The organism is Emticicia sp. 17c (assembly GCF_037153985.1).
GTDB lineage: Bacteria > Bacteroidota > Bacteroidia > Cytophagales > Spirosomataceae > Emticicia.
In genome coordinates this window covers 884086-900046 of the sequence record NZ_JBBAYI010000001.1, presented here as the reverse complement: position 1 = coordinate 900046, position 15961 = coordinate 884086, and the positions used below count along the sequence as shown (strand labels likewise).

Genomic DNA, 15961 nt, shown 5'->3' with positions numbered 1-15961 from the left:
GCTTTTCTTTGTTGAAATTATTTGTTTCCTGAGTATTGATGGCCAATATAGCAAAGGTGCTGTGCATTGTTTTGTTTTACTACATTGCCAATAAGTATAATAGCCGGATTACTCAGGCCTTCTTTAGTAGCTATTTGTTCCAGATTTTTTACTTCTCCTATACCTATTTTCTGTTCGGTAGTTGAAGCATTCTGAATAATTGCAACGGGTGTTTCTCCAAATCCTTCTTCTTCAAAAATACGGGCAATCTGTGCCAGTTTTTTCATGCCCATCAGTATTACTACTGTGGCAGTAGAATGAGCCGCTAGTTTTATATCATGTGATAATGATTTGTCTGACTTAGTACCTGTAATTACCCAGAATCCGTCAGCCACACCGCGGGCAGTTAAAGGTATTTCGTAGAAACCTCCTGACGCAATACTTGAAATTCCTGGTACGTAACTGGTTTCAATGCCACGTTCTTTAGCAAAGGCAATTTCTTCATTCCCACGGCCAAAAATGAAAGGGTCGCCACCCTTGAGGCGTACCACATGGCCTTTTTCAAAGGCTTTTTCAACAATCAGAAAGTTAATACTATCCTGACTAACGCTTTTTTCGTAGCCTCTTTTGCCTACATAAATACGTTCACAGGCCGGATGACAATACTCCAGTAGCTCTTCATTAATCAGGGCATCATAAAGCACTACATCTGCCTGACGCAATGCGTTAATTGCCTTAAGGGTAATTAATTCGGGGTCGCCGGTACCTGCGCCAACTACTGTTAACTTTGGTATCGGAGGCGTTTGCTGTTGTATGTTAAAAGGCGTTATCATGCTTCGATAGTGGCATTTTTATTAGCTTCTCTGTAAAGAATAGCTTCTTTCAGGAAATTCTCTGCTTCTGAAATGTAATCAATGGCAAAAACCTGACTTGGTTCGTTTTTATTGATTTGCAATACTTGCTCTTTGAAATTTCCGCCAAATTCTTCTGCAAAGTTTTTATCAAAATCATTCATTACACCATGCTGTGTGCTGCTACTGATATTTTTGTCTAGCAGAAGCGCTTTTGCCGTATTAACCTGTGACTGATAAGCATAATAAATGGCATCAGCCCAGCGATTTTCGTCATAAGCGGCTCTTGCCCATTCAATTTTTTCTTCTGATTCGTAGAAAAGTGTTGCTACTAGGTCGATAATTACACTGGCACATTCGCCTACACCGATTTCAGTCTGGAAGAGTTCGTCACGTCCCCAGTCAATAAAATCCGTATCAACTAAAGTAGTGAGGTCGGCAAGAGGCTTTAGCAAACTATAAAAGTATTTTTCGCCCTGACGGTCATAATAATCATTAAAATATTCACCTTCGTTGCCGTTGGTTTCATAATCATTCAGAATAATTCTTAACACCTGTGGGCCTCTTTTACTAGGCACTTTAATAACTTTATCTGAAATTCGGCCTTCTCCGTTTCCTTTCACACCACCACCTAATAAAACCTGCAAGGCTGGTAATACTTTTCCGGCGGCTTTCATCGAGCTTCCATGAAAACCAATGTGTGCCATACTATGCTGGCCACAGGCGTTCATACAGCCCGAAATTTTTATTTGCATATCTGTTTCCTCTATTAATTCAGGGAAATCTTCACGAATAACTTTTTCAAATTCAAGTGTAATGCTTGTGCTATCCGAAATAGCCAGATTACAGGTGTCTGTGCCTGGGCAAGCCGTAATATTGGCAATGCTATTAGCACCCGGAGACGCCAAGTTATGTGCGCTTAAAATATTGAAAACAGTTGGCAGGTCTTTAGCTTGTACAAACCTTAGTAAAAGTCCTTGATTAACAGTTACGCGTACATCGTCAGCCACATAAGGTCTCAGTTGCTCAATCAGGCTTCTTGAGGTTGTGCTTGAGATATTTCCGAGCGGAATTCTTACATAAATACCAAAATAACCTTCTTGTTTTTGTGCGAAAACGTTGGTTTTAAACCAGTTTCTATATGCTTCTGTATCTGGAGTTTTTGCTTCTTCATTGGTTGAAACGGCCGCAAACTGATATTGAAAATCAGCTTTTTCGGTATCTATATGATACGTTTTAACTTTAATGGCTGTTTTTTCAGCTTCTACTAGTTTCATGAATTCTTCAAAACCAATTTTGGCTATCAGAAACTTCATGCGGGCTTTATGACGAGAATTTCTTTCGCCGTGGCGGTCAAAAACACGAATAACAGCTTCCATAAATGGAATGAGCGAATCTTCTTCTAAAAACTCATAAGCTACATGTGCTAGCTGAGGTTGCGCTCCTAAACCCCCACCAAGTAAAACTCTGAATCCTCTTTTTCCTTCTTGAATTTTAGGAATAAAACCTAAATCGTGCATGAAGGTAAGAGCGGTGTCTTCGTCAGTGTTTGAAAACGCAATTTTAAATTTGCGTCCCATTTCCTGACAAATAGGGTTTCTTAAAAAATATTCAAATGCGGCGTGTGTATATGGTGTTACGTCGAAAGGTTCTTTAGGGTCGATGCCAGCACTAGGAGAGGCCGTGATGTTTCTTACGGTGTTGCCACAGGCTTCGCGTAGGGTTATTTTATCTTCTTCAAGTTTAGCCCATAATTCAGGAGTTCTTTCAAGGCTCACAAAGTGAATCTGGATGTCCTGACGGGTTGTTAAATGCAAGTTTCCTGTCGAATATTCATCAGAAATATCAGCAATTCGCTTCCATTGGTTAAGTGTCATTTTGCCATAAGGTAACTTTATTCTTACCATCTGCACACCTTGTTGGCGTTGCCCATACACTCCTCTGGCGAGACGTAAACTTCTGAATTTTTCTTCATGAATTTTACCTTCACGGAAAAGCCTGATTTTACGCTCTAAATCAATGATATCTTTCTCTACTAATGGATTCTCTAATTCTGTACGAAAACTTTGCATAATTTTCCTTGGTTTAACTTTGCAAATATACATAAAACCTATAATTATTATAGACTATATGGGAGAGAAATTTAATTTTTTTTGTAATTCATTGATAGATAGTGATTTGGAAAGGATTAAAATTTAATTTAAAGACAAAAAACGAGTGGAAAATTGAAATTTTAATCTGCTTTTTCTAGGAAAAAAAGTTGTTAACTCATGAATGCCGCATAGATTTGCCTGTTTCCGTAAATGGATGGCATAACGTTTAAGCGAGTAATTGTTTTGAATCCTGTGGCAGAAAAAAGTATTTTTAATTTCTGAAAATTGATAGGGTAGGGTACCCATTGATTGGCCTGATTTGAGTCATATTCAATAACTAAAAAGTATGAATCGGCCGCAATTTTGTTTTTGAGTTGCTTAATAAACGCTTCTTGGTCTTGCACAAAATGTAAAGAGTTTGCTAGCATAACTCCATTTACCGCCTGTAAGGGAAGCTCATCTTTTGTAAAATCAGCAATAATTTTTTCGATGGCAACGCTATTATAACTAGCTGGAATGTTTTTTAAGGCATTTGCATTGGTATCGACCGCATAAATATGGTTTTCATGAGATAGCAAACTTGCCAGAGCCAAAGTAAATGTGCCGCTGCCAGCCCCTAAATCTATCCAATTGGTTTTATTTTTTGGCTCAAAATCCTGATGAGAAATTAACCGAATAGCATCATTAAGTTCCATGATATAACTTTAGTAATTACAATAATCTTTTGCACAAATTAAATGACTTCTATTAAAAACAACTGACCTTACCTTAAATTTCAGGTATTTTAAAAAGTATTCCTATTTTTGAGCTAAAATTAAATATATCTATGTTTGAAAAAATCAGCGAGAAAGAATATCCGAAAGTGACAGAGTCAAAAGCTATTATACGTTTTCAGGACTGCGACCCACTTCAGCACCTGAACAACTCTAAATATTTTGATTATTACTTTAATGCCCGCGAAGACCAAGTGGCAAAGTTATATGGCTTTAAGTTTTCGGAAGTATTTAAAAATTATAAAACCAGTTGGGTAGTTTATCAGCATCAGATTGCTTATATACGCCCGGCAGTAGTAAGCGAGTGGGTAAAGATTTTTTCAAGAGCTATTTATTTTGATGCTGATACGTTGGTTACAGAGTATTTTATGACCGACGAAAACATGAGTGAGCTAAAAAACTTTATGTGGACAACAAGCAAATATGTAAGTGTGGAAACTGGCAGGCGGGTACCTCACCAGAAAGATATTCTTGAATATCTGGCTGCTACTTGCGAAAAAAACGTTAATTTTAAAAATATCAGCTTTAACGAGCGCATCAAGGCTGTAAAGCATGAATTGCTTGAAAGAGAAGCATCTTTATAAACGTAAAGAGGTTTAAAGTTTATATGTTACTCCTTCTAAAGCCAGATGAGTATTTTCAAAAACTTGTTTGGCTTCGGTCAGATGTGTTTCCAGCGTTTTATATCTTGATGAATAATGACCAATAATCAATTGCTCTGCATTGGCTTTTTTAGCAATGGTAGCCGCTTGTATAGCCGTAGAATGATTGGTATATTCAGCTCTTTTTAACTCTGACTCCACAAATGTTGCCTCATGGAAAATCGTATTTACGTCTTGTAATTGGCTAACCATTTGTTCGTTATAGGCGGTGTCAGAACAATACGCAAACGACCTCGAAGGAGTACCAATAGTAGTATAATCTTCGCTTTTATAAATCTTGCCCGTGAGTTCGTCTTCTACATCAAGCCCATCTTTGAGCATTTTAATATAAGGAATCGGGAAATTCTCAGGTAATTTTTCGGCGAGTAATTTTCTTTTGGCTGCTTTGGTTCTGAATAAGAAACCACAGCAATCAATACGGTGTACTAATGGAATACTTTCAACGCTTAGCAACTGGTTGTCAAGAACCAAAAGTGGTTCGTTCGGATTTGTTGCAACGAAGTTTATTTTGAAATGAAGAAAGGTATGTGAATGTTTAAACTGAATGGTTAGAATTTCGGCAAGTTCTTTAGGTGCATAAATGGTCAGGTCTTCCTTACGTTGATTCAGATTCCAGCTTGAAATAAGACCGACCAATCCGAAATAGTGGTCGCCGTGTAAATGGCTGATAAATATATGGCGTATACGAGAACTACGAACTTTATATTCCAGTATACGAAACTGCGTTCCCTCCCCGCAATCAATCAAAAATTGTTCGTTGTCATAAGTTAACAAATAAGCTGATGGATTGTGTTCAAGTACAGGTGTTGCAGAGCCAGTGCCAATTACTAATAGTTCAAAATTCATAATACCCCCCTGTCAGGGGTGTTTAAGCAGTTAATAAATAAGATTGTATAAACTAACCAAGCTAGTTTATTTACTAGTACTTTTCTTCCTGAAAACCATTTTCTTCACCTAAATCGAATTCATCATCGTTTTCTTCACGGAAATCGTTTTCAAGGTCATTCATAAATACGGCATCAATACCTTCATCAACCGTAGGTAAAATAACTAATTCAGGAATTTTTGCCGAATCAATCTCATCGATAATATCATCATCTTTGGTACATATCACAAATAGCCCCTGTTCATTTCTGCATACTTTTGTGGCTTTTCGTATTAATGATAGGCCGTCATTATCAATTTCAGATACTTTTGTGAAGTCAACAACCATATTGGTATAGCCCTCACGATAAAGTTGCACAACTAATTTTTCAAAAGGAGAGGTAATTTCCGCACCAAATGTAGGTTCATCTAAAGAAATAAGAGCATACTGCTCTGTTTTTTCAATTTTGTAATTCATAAAGGAAAATTCAGGAATTTTTTACAAAGGTAATTGAAATTTTATTTTCGATTATAAGTTAGCTATGGCAAATATCAAATCTGGTCAATTATTTTGTCAATAAAGCTATTGATTTTTCTGATATTATTTGCAATCAGCTGGGCATTTTTTTTGACTTTTGGGTTAGGTTTGCCATAGATTGGTGCCATTACGGGCAGGTTGTAACTACTTATCTGACGTTTATATTCGGGCCAGTATTTCATTCCCTTAAAATTAACAGAAACAATCTGCTGTCCGTTTGCTTTGCTGCGCGAAGCATCAATAGTACGCTCGGGTAAGTTCCAGTAGCCAATATTTAGGCCATCATGTTTTAAAATATGCACACCATCATACAAGGCGGGTACGTGTTCGAGCCAGAGCTGGTCAGCGTTTAGCCCCTTGCAAAGTTCAGTAAAGCCTTTTTGAGCAGTGTTATTTGCCCACCAGTCAAGAAATCGAAAACTTTCGGCTGTATTTTTTAATGCAAAAAAACCTGAATGGAAAATACCGGTGTTTAGAATCTGTTTTTCGTCAGGATGTTTACCAGCGTGTAAAAGCTGAGGAATAAGTAAGATGTTATTTTCAATAAGTTGTTGTTCAACAAAATTAAAAGTACTGTATACAAGTGAAGTACAATCAAGGTAAACTACTTTGTCTGACTGTTGCAAAAAATAGCGGGCAAAAAAAGGTTTGCAATTAGCCGCTAGCTCATCCCAAGTATATTGCTGACACATTTTTTCAAAATCAGTAATACCCAGTTCATCAACTTCGACAAGCGGGTATTTGATGTTGGATAAGTCAGCAATTCTATCTTTTTTATCTAACAAACCAATAAAATACGAGCTTTCGGGGTGATGTGCCTTGATAGAATTGCCAAGAACAATGGCTTCAGGCAATCGATTAATATGACAAACGGTATAAAACAACATGAAACAAAAAGTCTGTAACTATAATGATAAAGAATTATAATAGTTGATGCTGATTTAAGGCATCAATTACTTTATTAACCGGAATATCGGCGCTTGGGCCGTCGGTATTGCGTACAATCAGGGCGTTTTCGCCTGACTTATATTTACCCGAATAGGGTATATGATTGGTGAAATCGGCAAGTTTACCTATCATAATCAGCCCATAAGTACCTACGGCATTAGCCAGATGTGCAGGGCCGCTATCGATACCGATAAAAAGTTTTGCCCGACGAATTACTTCGCCTGTTTCCAGAATACTGAGTTGGCCACAGAGGTTAATGTAGCGGTCGTTTTTAAGGTTCAAATCGCTACTCAAACCTATCTCAACAATCGTGTAATCGGTCGACTGTAACAAATAATTAATAAGTGTTTCCCATTTGGTGTTATCCCAGTTCCGGCTATTCTGTGCCGACTGGCCATGTACAACAATATACCTTGAGGGTAAGTTTAACTTATCTATCTTTTTTCTGTGTTCGTCTTTTAAAAATAAACAAGGAGCCAAATCTTCTAAAGGCAAGCCTGCCATTTTTTGCTGCACAGTGAGTAAATTGCCCTGAAAATAGTAGTTATGTATCGTTACGTTACGAGCATCGGCTACCGGATTTTCAACATATATCTGGCAGATTGGGCAATGGCTATTGTTACGAAACTGGAGATTATAAACTACGTCAAAAATGCCTGAATTAAGTAACAGCCTTCGCTGATTTGCACAAAACTCTTCAATGATTCCGTCCAGATTCGGATTATCTTCGACTAGTTCTTTAAAAACGGGCTTTACTACCCAAAGCATATAGTCGTCAGGATGTTTCTGGCGAATTTGTCTTGCAATAGGCTCTCCGGCTACAATATCACCAAATTGTTGGGTCAAAATGATAGCTACAATTTTACGTTTACCCAGAAATCTGATTTTTAAGAATATAATTTGGGTATAGACTTTAAAAAAATGCAGATAAACTTTCAGAAGATGCGTATATTTTCGATAACGGTGTTGCCAAAGTGCAATAGTTTGTTGCATATAATAACTAAGCCTCAATTAATTGGGCCAATTTTTCCAGGGGCATTTTTAAATATTTTCTTACACGCAAATATCGTTTTATTTTAGGAGGTTTGATATAGTCGCAACGAAAATGTTTCCAATATAGCTCATTATTTTTCAGTAATTCATTTTTGTAGTGTTCAAACAAGGGCACTATATCAGGTCGGTTTTCAAACAGAATACGATTCTGGTATTTCGATACTTCGTTTGGTTTGGCTATTAAATAGCCGCTGTAATGAAAAAACTGTAAGGGGGTATGGTTATTAATATACCACTGCCCCTCTTGCTGCGAGCAAAAGCGTTCGTGAAGGTTCCAGTAGGCAACATTATAACCCAGATGCTTATTAATCATTACTTTGTCGAAGTATACAGGAAAAAACTCTGCCCAGTGTTGGTCAACAAAAAGCCCGTTGCAGAGGTCAATGAGGCATTCTTTCTCTAATTTCTGGCACCACCAATCAACCATTTTCTGGGCTGCCTCAGACCGTCGTATTGCCACAAAACCAAAGTTATAGACACCTGTATTTACTACATCTTCTTCATTTTGCCATTTATTATCGTTATATGGTGTAGTAATATGCGGCGTTACAATAATATTGTACTGCGCAAGGCTTTGTTGCAGGTGTGTAAGTTTGTCAAAAACAATAATGTCGGGGTCAAAGTAAATGATATTACTTATTTCGGGGTTGTTTTTAAGGAAATAGTCAAAATAATAGGGTTTTACAGCCGTATTTAGTTCTGTAATATCATAACGGGCACACATGCCTTCAAAGTCAGCAATATTTATTTTATCGACTTCAAGCAGGGGGTAATCAGGCAACTTGGTTTTATCAATATCTTTGGTATCGAGTTTATCAACTAACCCTATGATAAATTTAATATCAGGATTTTGCTGTTGCAGGGAGTCTCCAAGCGTATGCGCCTGAGCAAGATAATTGACAGAACAAAGTGTAAAAGCGAGTGTCATGTTGGGTACAGAAATTTTAAACGATTACAATAAAGAACCGTTTAAAGTAAATTGGCTAATAATTTTTCAATTTTAAGAATAGAGTTCTCAAAACTATACTGATTCAGTACTTTTTTTTGTGCTATTTCTCCGAAAGAGCCGAATGGCTGATTTTTAAAAGCTATAATAGCCTTTGCCATTTCGTTAATATCCATATACGCAAAAAGTTGGCCCGCGTCTGTTTCAATAAACTCAGAGCACCCACCTGTTTTTTCAAAACCAAAGATAGTTCTTTTTGAGAGGGCAGCTTCAAGCATTACCAAAGGGAAGGGGTCTTCGCGTGATACAATCGTGAATATATCAAAACAATTGATTAATTCAATGGCCTCGGGGGTAGGTTCTATCAGGGTAATATGGGTATCTAAACCCATTTTCTGAATATCATACATTACTTGCCCGTAGTATTCTCCTTCCTTTTTTACACCTACCCACGCAAAATGAATGGTGTCTTTCTCAAGCTTTTGAACATTTTGGGCTAATAACGCAAAAATATCAAGCCCTTTGCGCCATTCAGCATTACCACAGCCGCCAATCAGGAATGCTTTTTCTGGAATACCATATTTTGCACGAATAGCTTTCTGAATGGTATTTTTTGCACGGTTCAGTACATCATCATTATTTACAAACGAATGAATTACCTCAATTTTTTGTGTAGGAAAATGATGGTTATTAATAAGGTTCTCGGCTACTGCTTTTGAACAGGCCACCAATCGGGTAGTATTACTGAATAAAAAATCTCTGGTATGAGCAGACGAATAAAGCTGGATAGAAAACTCTAATTCATGAATATGTGTAATAACTGGTGATTTCAGCAAGGGCAAAAGCTCAGGCATTGCCCAGGCGCATGCAATGGTATTAACATAAATACAATCAAATTTTTCGGCCAATAGCTGGGCTTTCAAGGTGTTTTTTGCATCTTCAAAAGAATTATTCTGAGCCTTCAAGCCTAGTTTCTTTAATACTTTTTGCGGTAACGATGCCGGAACTGCGGGCATAGCCACAGGATATTTCAGAACAGGACAAATTACTTCAAAATCTTTTTCTAAGACCCCACCACCAAGCAGCAGTAAGTGCATGTGCATTCCTTTCTGCTGAAAATATTTCATGATATTCAGCAGAAAAATCTGTGCGCCGGCACGGTTAGCATCATGGCTGATAAATAAGACCTTCATTCAGTTGAATACTTAAAGAACCATTTTCTCAATTAAGAGAATTAAAATATGAATAACCTTGATGTGAATTTCCTGAATGCGGTCGGCATAGCCAAAATGTGGTACTCTGATTTCGACATCGGCCAGACCAGCCAGTTTTCCACCATCTTTACCCGAAAAAATAACTACTTTCATGCCCTTTTCGCGGGCTGCCTGCGTAGCGTTAATAATATTTTTTGAGTTGCCACTTGTACTAATGCCTAGTAGTACGTCTCCTTCGTTGCCCAAGCCTTCAATAAATCGTGAAAAAACGAAGTCAAAGCCGTAGTCGTTTCCTGTGCAGGAAATATGGCTTGGGTCCGAAATTGCGATAGCAGCCAATGCTTTACGGTTTTCACGATAGCGACCTGAAAGTTCCTCCGCAAAGTGCATGGCATCGCAATGAGAACCACCATTGCCGCAAGAAATAATTTTTTTGCCATTCTTAATAGCATTTGCCATTAAAACGGCCGCATCATTAATATTTTTGAGGTTTTCTTCCGAAGAAATAAAATTATCCAGAACCTTCTGAGCTTCTTTTAATTCTCCGAGAATATCTGTTAAATTATCCATTTTACTGTCATTAATTTTCATTGAAAAAACGTACCCACTTATCAATCTGGTTTTTTATGTCAAAGTTTAATGCCCGATTGCGAAGTATGGTTTTATCTGTTTTTATTTTCTGTTGTTGTATTTGTATGATAGCGTCGGCCAAATCTTTAGGGTTAAAACTATCAACTACGTATCCCATTCCCTCTTGTAAAAATTCAGAAATACCTCCAGAATTAAAACCTGCTATGGGTTTTTGTAAAAAGGCTGCTTCTATCATCACTAACGGAAAGGGGTCTTCGCGTGCCAATAACACAAAGCCATCAGCAATATTCATGTAGTCATAGTACTCGCTTGATTTTTCGCCTAGTTCAATAAAGTTCAGGTTTTCAATTGCGGCTCTTTGTTGTATATAATGCAGTACACCTGTTTTCTTTATGCTTCCTAACCAAACAAGATAGGTATTCTTTGGTAAATTAGCCAATAAATCAAGGGCGAGGTCATAGCCTTTCCGAAGATTCATTGAGCCAGACATAAGCCAGACCGAGGCATCAGCCGGAATTTGTAATTTATGTCTTAAATCTATGGGGTTTTGTTTAACAACAACCTTTTCGGTATCAATAAATTCATGTAACAAAATGGTGTTTTTATAGCCCATTTGCTGAATCCTTCTTTCGACAATGGCCGAGCAACAAATGATTTTTTCGGCGTTATCAAACTGAAAGCGAAAATCGTCGTACAGAATTTCATCATAAATGCTCACAAGTTCATGTACATGAACATAATAGGGCACGTCTAAATTTTTGGCTAAACGTGCAAAGCGAGGCATAGTTAAGGTATTCAGATACCATTTGTCTGCCTTTACAGTTTTCTGAATTTTGATGAGCCTAGCCTCTTCGGGTGTTTGTTTAAATAACTTAAAATAAATACCCTCATAAATATTATAGAGAAAGCCTTTCTTTGATTTGTTGATGAAAGTTATATCGGCAGTTGATTCTTTAGCAAATAGTTCACCATTCTGACGGCTGTAAATAACCGACCTGATTTTACCTGACAGATGCCGCAACAGGTACCAAATCATCATTTCAGAACCTGTTCTACCACCTGTGGGTGTAAGAAAAAGAATGGTTTTTTCTTTCATTTAAGTTTATAGAAAGTCGGTTTTTTAAGTAAAATTGACCAAAAATACTCAGAAAAAGTCGAAATAGTGCTTGCAAACCTTTTTTGGTTATGCAGTTCTGAGAGCGGATTCCTGAGTTTTAAAATATTTAAACCGATTTTCATCAGGTAAAAAACGGGTACCCAAAGCCAGTAATGAAGCATTAGAAAAAAATAGTGTAAAGCCCCATACTGTTTACGTATCCAGACCAGATTAGAAAGCTGAATCTGCTCATCAAATCTATTAAAATAAGTATAATTCTGTGCTTCTTCGTAACGCTCTGGTTTACTGCCCCATTCTTCATGAATAATACGGCAATCTTTAAAAACCAGTTGCTTGCCTAACTTCCCTAAGCGATACCCCCATTCGGTGTCTTCTCCGTACAGAAAAAACTCTTCGTCAAAACCACCTGTTTTGATAAAGCCTTCGCGCCTTACCATTAAAAAAGCAGCAGCAATGTAATCGACTTGTTCGGGGTCGTTATAGTTGGTATAAGGAAAAAGTGAGTCAAGGTTTTTTCTGAATGCTGGCGGCACTATCCAGAAATCTTTTCTGAAACTAAAGGTATGATAGAATGCACGCGGCGTTAAATCAGGATAAAACTGATACGCTCCGCCAGCGATAGCGTCCTGACGTTCGTCAAGGTGTTGAACGCAGCGGTCAATTACATCTTCAAATAGTTTGGTATCAGAGTTGAGTAGAAGAAAATAACGCCCGTTGGCTTTTTTCATGCCCAAATTATTGGCCCTCCCAAAGCCTGCGTTATAACCCATCGGAATCCAGATAGTTTCAGGAAATTGTGATTTAACGAAGCCTTCGTCGTCTCCTTTCGATTGGTTATCTACTATAATCACTTCGTAGCTTACACGTTTCGTAAATTGTTGAACAGTTTTTAAACACTCAACAATTAATTCAGGGGTACGATAATTAACAATAATAATAGATACGTCTATCACTGATTAGACCAATTTGAAATGAATAAAAGACTTTTTAAAGAGTTTTATTAATGATGTGCGAAATCCGTTCAACATCCTTGATAGCTAAGTCATAATACAAAGGTAATGACAAAGCAGCTGCCGATATTTTTTCAGAAACCGGACAAGGGTTGTAAAAATCCAGATACGGAAGTTGGTTTAACGACGGATAAAAATAACGACGAGGCACTATATCTTCTTTTCTGAGTGCTTCGGTTACTTCGAGTAATTTCTGCTCTGATTCAAGCCTGACTGGGTAGTAGGCATAATTATATACAAAGCCTTCGATATCTTGTTTGGGGCGTCCTAGTTTATTCCAGTCAAGAAGTTCATCATATTTTTCAGAAACAATCTTCCTTTTTTCGATGATGTCGGCAACTTTGGGTAAATTACACAAGCCCATTGCTGCATGAAATTCGGAGTTTTTGGCATTAATGCCTATCATGAAGTAATCATCATTCTTATGACCAAAACTTCTGTAATGCGCCAGCGTTTTTAATAGCTCGTCATCCTTACAGATAACGCATCCTCCTTCAATTGTATGAAATACTTTTGTGGCATGAAAACTGCAAGTGGCCACATCGCCAAATGATAACACAGATTTACCTTGATAGGTAGCACCAAAACAATGCGCACCATCATAAATAACTTTCAGGTTATGTTTTCGGGCAATTGCTTCAATCTTTTCTACGTTACAGGGGCGGCCATAAACATGGGTAGCCATAATAGCAGAAGTTTTATCGGTAATAGCCGCTTCTATTAAATTGGCATCAATGTTATAAGTTTCAGGCTCTATGTCAACAAATACTGGTTTGGTGTTTTCCCAGAGTATTGATGTAGTGGTGGCACAATAAGAAAAAGGGGTGGTTATAATTTCACCCTTTAACTCCAGTGCTTTAATTGCAATCTGGAGCGCAATAGTGCCATTGGTTACATACAGAAGATTTTTTACCCCCAGATAATCCTTTAATTTATCTTCCAGTTCACGTACTAACGGGCCATTATTGGTAAGCCATGTATTATCCCAAATACCTTTTATTTTATCTTGGTATTCTTCAAACGGTGGCAGAAAAGATTTCGTTACGTTTATCACTCTGTTGAAATACTTATGAAGATTTTGAAAAGGTACAAATGTAGTTATTATTCAAAATAACATAGATGATTTTCGTAAACCTTTTATCTGATTGGTATCAGTTTAAAGCAAACCATCAACTTTCCATGTTTGCACAGGAATGTGTATTGGGCGTATAGCCCCAGGCCATTTACCATACCAGCTTGTGCCTTCGCGGAAATCGGCCACATCAAAACTAATGGCATCTTCCATAAAGAAAACTGGGTCTGAGGTATCTTTTACTATCATGACGGATATGTAATAAGAACCATCATTCAGGAAATTACCCGGAATTTCTAACAAGCCTTTAATTAAACCTTGTGAAAAGGTTTTCGACTGGCTACCTACATTAAATATACATTCGCCGGTCATATTATATAGAAACACGCTCAGGTTTAAATCAGCTTTTTCCTGCATATTCCAGAACTCAAAGCTGATTTTTAATGGCGTTCGCACATCGATATTTTTACTGCCATTAACAAACTCAGGTAATATTTCGATATGCTTTACTCTTACGAAATCGTTACCGGGGGCATTTTCTGGTGAATCCCAGTTCTGGCTTAGTTGGAATTTTGAAATACTGGTCATGTAATCATGCAGTACTTCGCCCACTTCGCCGTATTTTACCAGATTCCCTTTTTGCAGGAATGCTGCTTTGTTGCAAAGCCCTTGAATAGCAGTAGCATTGTGGCTTACAAACAGGACTGTCCGCCCACCGTTAGATACGTCTTTCATTTTACCAAGACATTTCTTCTGGAACTCGGAATCACCCACAGCTAGCACCTCGTCAACAATTAATATTTCTGGCTCAAGATGTGCGGCAATAGCAAAACCAAGCCTTACATACATACCCGATGAATAGCGTTTCACAGGAGTATCAAGAAATTTTTCAATGCCGGCAAAGTCAACTATTTCGTCAAACTGTTTTCTTATTTCATCCTGACGCATACCCAGAATAGCACCATTCAGGAAAATATTCTCGCGGCCAGTCAGTTCAGGGTGAAACCCTGTGCCTACTTCAAGTAAGCTAGCCATACGGCCTCTGATTTTTACTTCTCCGTGGGTTGGTTCGGTAATCCGGCTTAAGATTTTTAATAATGTGGATTTCCCCGCACCGTTCGACCCAACAATACCCACTCTGTCACCCTGATCTATGTCAAAACTAACATTTCTTAATGCCCAGAAAACCTCTTTGGTTTCTTGTTCTTCTTTGCTAGTAAAAAACTCCTGTACAAAACCTGTAACAGTTTCTTTCAGGTTCTGATACTTTTTCTTTTTATGACTGAGTATATATTTTTTTGAGATATTTTTTATAGATATTGCCTTCATGCCAAATGCCACTGTTAGATATAATCAACGAAAGAATTTTCGTTTTTACGGAAAAACCAGATTGCAAAGATGATTGAAATAGTGACAAATACAAGGGTTGGTATTAAACTTTGCCAATTAAATTTTGTATAGTCGCCTAGTAAACACCATCTTAGGCCATCAATTGTGCCTACAACCGGATTCAGATTATAGTAAGGATACCACCAGTTATCTTTTTGTTGTTCGCTCAGGTAACCTACGGGTGAGATAAAGTAGCCAAACTGAACAATGAAAGGTATTATCTGTGCTATATCACGGTATTTTACGTTTAGAACAGAGGCTATCAACCCAAAACCAAAAGCTCCCATATATGCCAGCAACATAAACAAAGGGGCAAATATGATGTGCCAGTTAGGCATAAAGCCATAATAAAGGCAGAAAATAAAAAACATAGCAAAAGCTATGAGGGCATCAAGCAAACCTACCAGCAACGAACTGAATGGAATAATAATACGGGGGAAGTAAACTTTAGAAACCAGATTACTATTACCAACAATACTGTTGCTGATTTGTGAGAGACACTGAGAGAAAAACAACCAGATAATAACACCCGGAATTACCACTATCATGTAGGGTAGAGGAGAGGCCACTTCAAGTTTGGCTATTTTGCCAAAGGCAAAAGTCATAACCAAAGCCGTTAATAAAGGCCGAAAAACCGCCCAGGCTATGCCTAAAACGGTTTGTTTATAACGAACCATTACATCGCGCTTGCCCAGAATCCAGAATAACTCGCGCTGACGCCAAACTTCCTGCCAATAATGTAATGCTGATTTTCCTGCTTTAATGACTATTTCGTTCTCCGATTTTTTCATTCACAAAAATACTTTCTTTTAAAACAAAACTGAACTTCAAATTTAACTGAACTAATGACTGAAAACACTA

Annotated in this window: 16 protein-coding genes; 1 reads left to right on the top strand and 15 read right to left on the bottom strand. The window is 37.6% G+C overall.

All coding sequences use genetic code 11. The features are described from left to right. Nucleotides 1–17: 17 nt before the first annotated feature. The 3 genes from cobA to WAA15_RS03740 form a co-directional block, all read right to left on the bottom strand. Entirely contained in the window at nucleotides 18–812 is a 795-nt protein-coding gene (gene cobA, locus WAA15_RS03750) for a uroporphyrinogen-III C-methyltransferase (protein ID WP_337041113.1), read from the bottom strand. Beyond that, nucleotides 809–2902 (bottom strand): HEPN domain-containing protein, encoded by a 2094-nt coding sequence (locus WAA15_RS03745; RefSeq protein ID WP_337041112.1) that lies wholly within the window; start codon nucleotides 2900–2902, stop codon nucleotides 809–811. The genes cobA and WAA15_RS03745 overlap by 4 nt, the downstream gene beginning before the upstream one ends. A 191-nt stretch (nucleotides 2903–3093) precedes the next feature. Beyond that, entirely contained in the window at nucleotides 3094–3618 is a 525-nt protein-coding gene (locus tag WAA15_RS03740; RefSeq protein WP_337041111.1) for a class I SAM-dependent methyltransferase, read from the bottom strand. A gap of 131 nt (nucleotides 3619–3749) precedes the next feature. Here WAA15_RS03740 and WAA15_RS03735 point away from each other — a divergent pair, with 131 nt between their 5' ends. Next, a complete protein-coding gene (locus tag WAA15_RS03735; protein ID WP_337041110.1) occupies nucleotides 3750–4280 on the top strand; it encodes an acyl-CoA thioesterase in 531 nt (176 codons plus the stop codon). A gap of 12 nt (nucleotides 4281–4292) precedes the next feature. Here WAA15_RS03735 and WAA15_RS03730 read toward each other — a convergent pair whose 3' ends face one another. The 12 genes from WAA15_RS03730 to WAA15_RS03675 form a co-directional block, all read right to left on the bottom strand. Continuing rightward, nucleotides 4293–5204 carry a ribonuclease Z gene (locus WAA15_RS03730; RefSeq protein ID WP_337041109.1) on the bottom strand — a complete coding sequence of 304 codons (912 nt, stop codon included), beginning with the start codon at nucleotides 5202–5204 and terminating at the stop codon, nucleotides 4293–4295. A gap of 73 nt (nucleotides 5205–5277) precedes the next feature. Then, nucleotides 5278–5700: an STAS domain-containing protein gene (locus WAA15_RS03725; protein WP_337041108.1), complete on the bottom strand. Its 423-nt coding sequence runs from the start codon at nucleotides 5698–5700 to the stop codon at nucleotides 5278–5280. Nucleotides 5701–5774: 74 nt separating this feature from the next. After that, entirely contained in the window at nucleotides 5775–6647 is an 873-nt protein-coding gene (locus WAA15_RS03720) for a hypothetical protein (RefSeq protein WP_337041106.1), read from the bottom strand. Between the two features lie 34 nt (nucleotides 6648–6681). Further along, on the bottom strand, nucleotides 6682–7701 hold the full coding sequence (locus WAA15_RS03715) for a glycosyltransferase family 9 protein (RefSeq protein WP_337041105.1): 1020 nt from the start codon (nucleotides 7699–7701) through the stop codon (nucleotides 6682–6684). 7 nt (nucleotides 7702–7708) lie between these two features. Beyond that, entirely contained in the window at nucleotides 7709–8689 is a 981-nt protein-coding gene (locus WAA15_RS03710; RefSeq protein WP_337041104.1) for a glycosyltransferase, read from the bottom strand. A gap of 41 nt (nucleotides 8690–8730) precedes the next feature. Further along, the gene (locus tag WAA15_RS03705) at nucleotides 8731–9900 is read right to left on the bottom strand and encodes a glycosyltransferase family 4 protein (RefSeq protein ID WP_337041103.1); all 1170 of its coding nucleotides are present in this window, start codon (nucleotides 9898–9900) and stop codon (nucleotides 8731–8733) included. A gap of 12 nt (nucleotides 9901–9912) precedes the next feature. Further along, nucleotides 9913–10491, bottom strand: a complete 579-nt coding sequence (gene lpcA, locus WAA15_RS03700) for a D-sedoheptulose 7-phosphate isomerase (RefSeq protein WP_337041102.1) — start codon at nucleotides 10489–10491, stop codon at nucleotides 9913–9915. A gap of 10 nt (nucleotides 10492–10501) precedes the next feature. Further along, nucleotides 10502–11608, bottom strand: coding sequence for a glycosyltransferase family 4 protein (locus tag WAA15_RS03695; RefSeq protein WP_337041100.1), 1107 nt, complete (start codon nucleotides 11606–11608; stop codon nucleotides 10502–10504). Then, nucleotides 11605–12582: a glycosyltransferase family 2 protein gene (locus WAA15_RS03690; protein ID WP_337041099.1), complete on the bottom strand. Its 978-nt coding sequence runs from the start codon at nucleotides 12580–12582 to the stop codon at nucleotides 11605–11607. The genes WAA15_RS03695 and WAA15_RS03690 overlap by 4 nt, the downstream gene beginning before the upstream one ends. Before the next feature lie 34 nt (nucleotides 12583–12616). Beyond that, the gene (locus tag WAA15_RS03685; RefSeq protein ID WP_337041098.1) at nucleotides 12617–13693 is read right to left on the bottom strand and encodes a DegT/DnrJ/EryC1/StrS family aminotransferase; all 1077 of its coding nucleotides are present in this window, start codon (nucleotides 13691–13693) and stop codon (nucleotides 12617–12619) included. Nucleotides 13694–13795: 102 nt separating this feature from the next. Next, nucleotides 13796–15040 carry an ABC transporter ATP-binding protein gene (locus tag WAA15_RS03680; protein ID WP_337041096.1) on the bottom strand — a complete coding sequence of 415 codons (1245 nt, stop codon included), beginning with the start codon at nucleotides 15038–15040 and terminating at the stop codon, nucleotides 13796–13798. Between the two features lie 14 nt (nucleotides 15041–15054). Next, nucleotides 15055–15891 (bottom strand): ABC transporter permease, encoded by an 837-nt coding sequence (locus tag WAA15_RS03675; RefSeq protein ID WP_337041095.1) that lies wholly within the window; start codon nucleotides 15889–15891, stop codon nucleotides 15055–15057. Nucleotides 15892–15961: the final 70 nt, after the last annotated feature.

Coding starts and splice junctions, on each gene's coding strand:
- WAA15_RS03735 (WP_337041110.1), top strand. CDS start 3,750: ATGTTTGAAAAAATCAGCGAGAAAGAATATCCGAAAGTGACAGAGTCA.
- WAA15_RS03740 (WP_337041111.1), bottom strand. CDS start 3,618: ATGGAACTTAATGATGCTATTCGGTTAATTTCTCATCAGGATTTTGAG.
- cobA (WP_337041113.1), bottom strand. CDS start 812: ATGATAACGCCTTTTAACATACAACAGCAAACGCCTCCGATACCAAAG.
- WAA15_RS03745 (WP_337041112.1), bottom strand. CDS start 2,902: ATGCAAAGTTTTCGTACAGAATTAGAGAATCCATTAGTAGAGAAAGAT.
- WAA15_RS03715 (WP_337041105.1), bottom strand. CDS start 7,701: ATGCAACAAACTATTGCACTTTGGCAACACCGTTATCGAAAATATACG.
- WAA15_RS03705 (WP_337041103.1), bottom strand. CDS start 9,900: ATGAAGGTCTTATTTATCAGCCATGATGCTAACCGTGCCGGCGCACAG.
- WAA15_RS03725 (WP_337041108.1), bottom strand. CDS start 5,700: ATGAATTACAAAATTGAAAAAACAGAGCAGTATGCTCTTATTTCTTTA.
- WAA15_RS03710 (WP_337041104.1), bottom strand. CDS start 8,689: ATGACACTCGCTTTTACACTTTGTTCTGTCAATTATCTTGCTCAGGCG.
- WAA15_RS03730 (WP_337041109.1), bottom strand. CDS start 5,204: ATGAATTTTGAACTATTAGTAATTGGCACTGGCTCTGCAACACCTGTA.
- WAA15_RS03720 (WP_337041106.1), bottom strand. CDS start 6,647: ATGTTGTTTTATACCGTTTGTCATATTAATCGATTGCCTGAAGCCATT.
- WAA15_RS03680 (WP_337041096.1), bottom strand. CDS start 15,040: ATGAAGGCAATATCTATAAAAAATATCTCAAAAAAATATATACTCAGT.
- WAA15_RS03675 (WP_337041095.1), bottom strand. CDS start 15,891: ATGAAAAAATCGGAGAACGAAATAGTCATTAAAGCAGGAAAATCAGCA.
- lpcA (WP_337041102.1), bottom strand. CDS start 10,491: ATGGATAATTTAACAGATATTCTCGGAGAATTAAAAGAAGCTCAGAAG.
- WAA15_RS03695 (WP_337041100.1), bottom strand. CDS start 11,608: ATGAAAGAAAAAACCATTCTTTTTCTTACACCCACAGGTGGTAGAACA.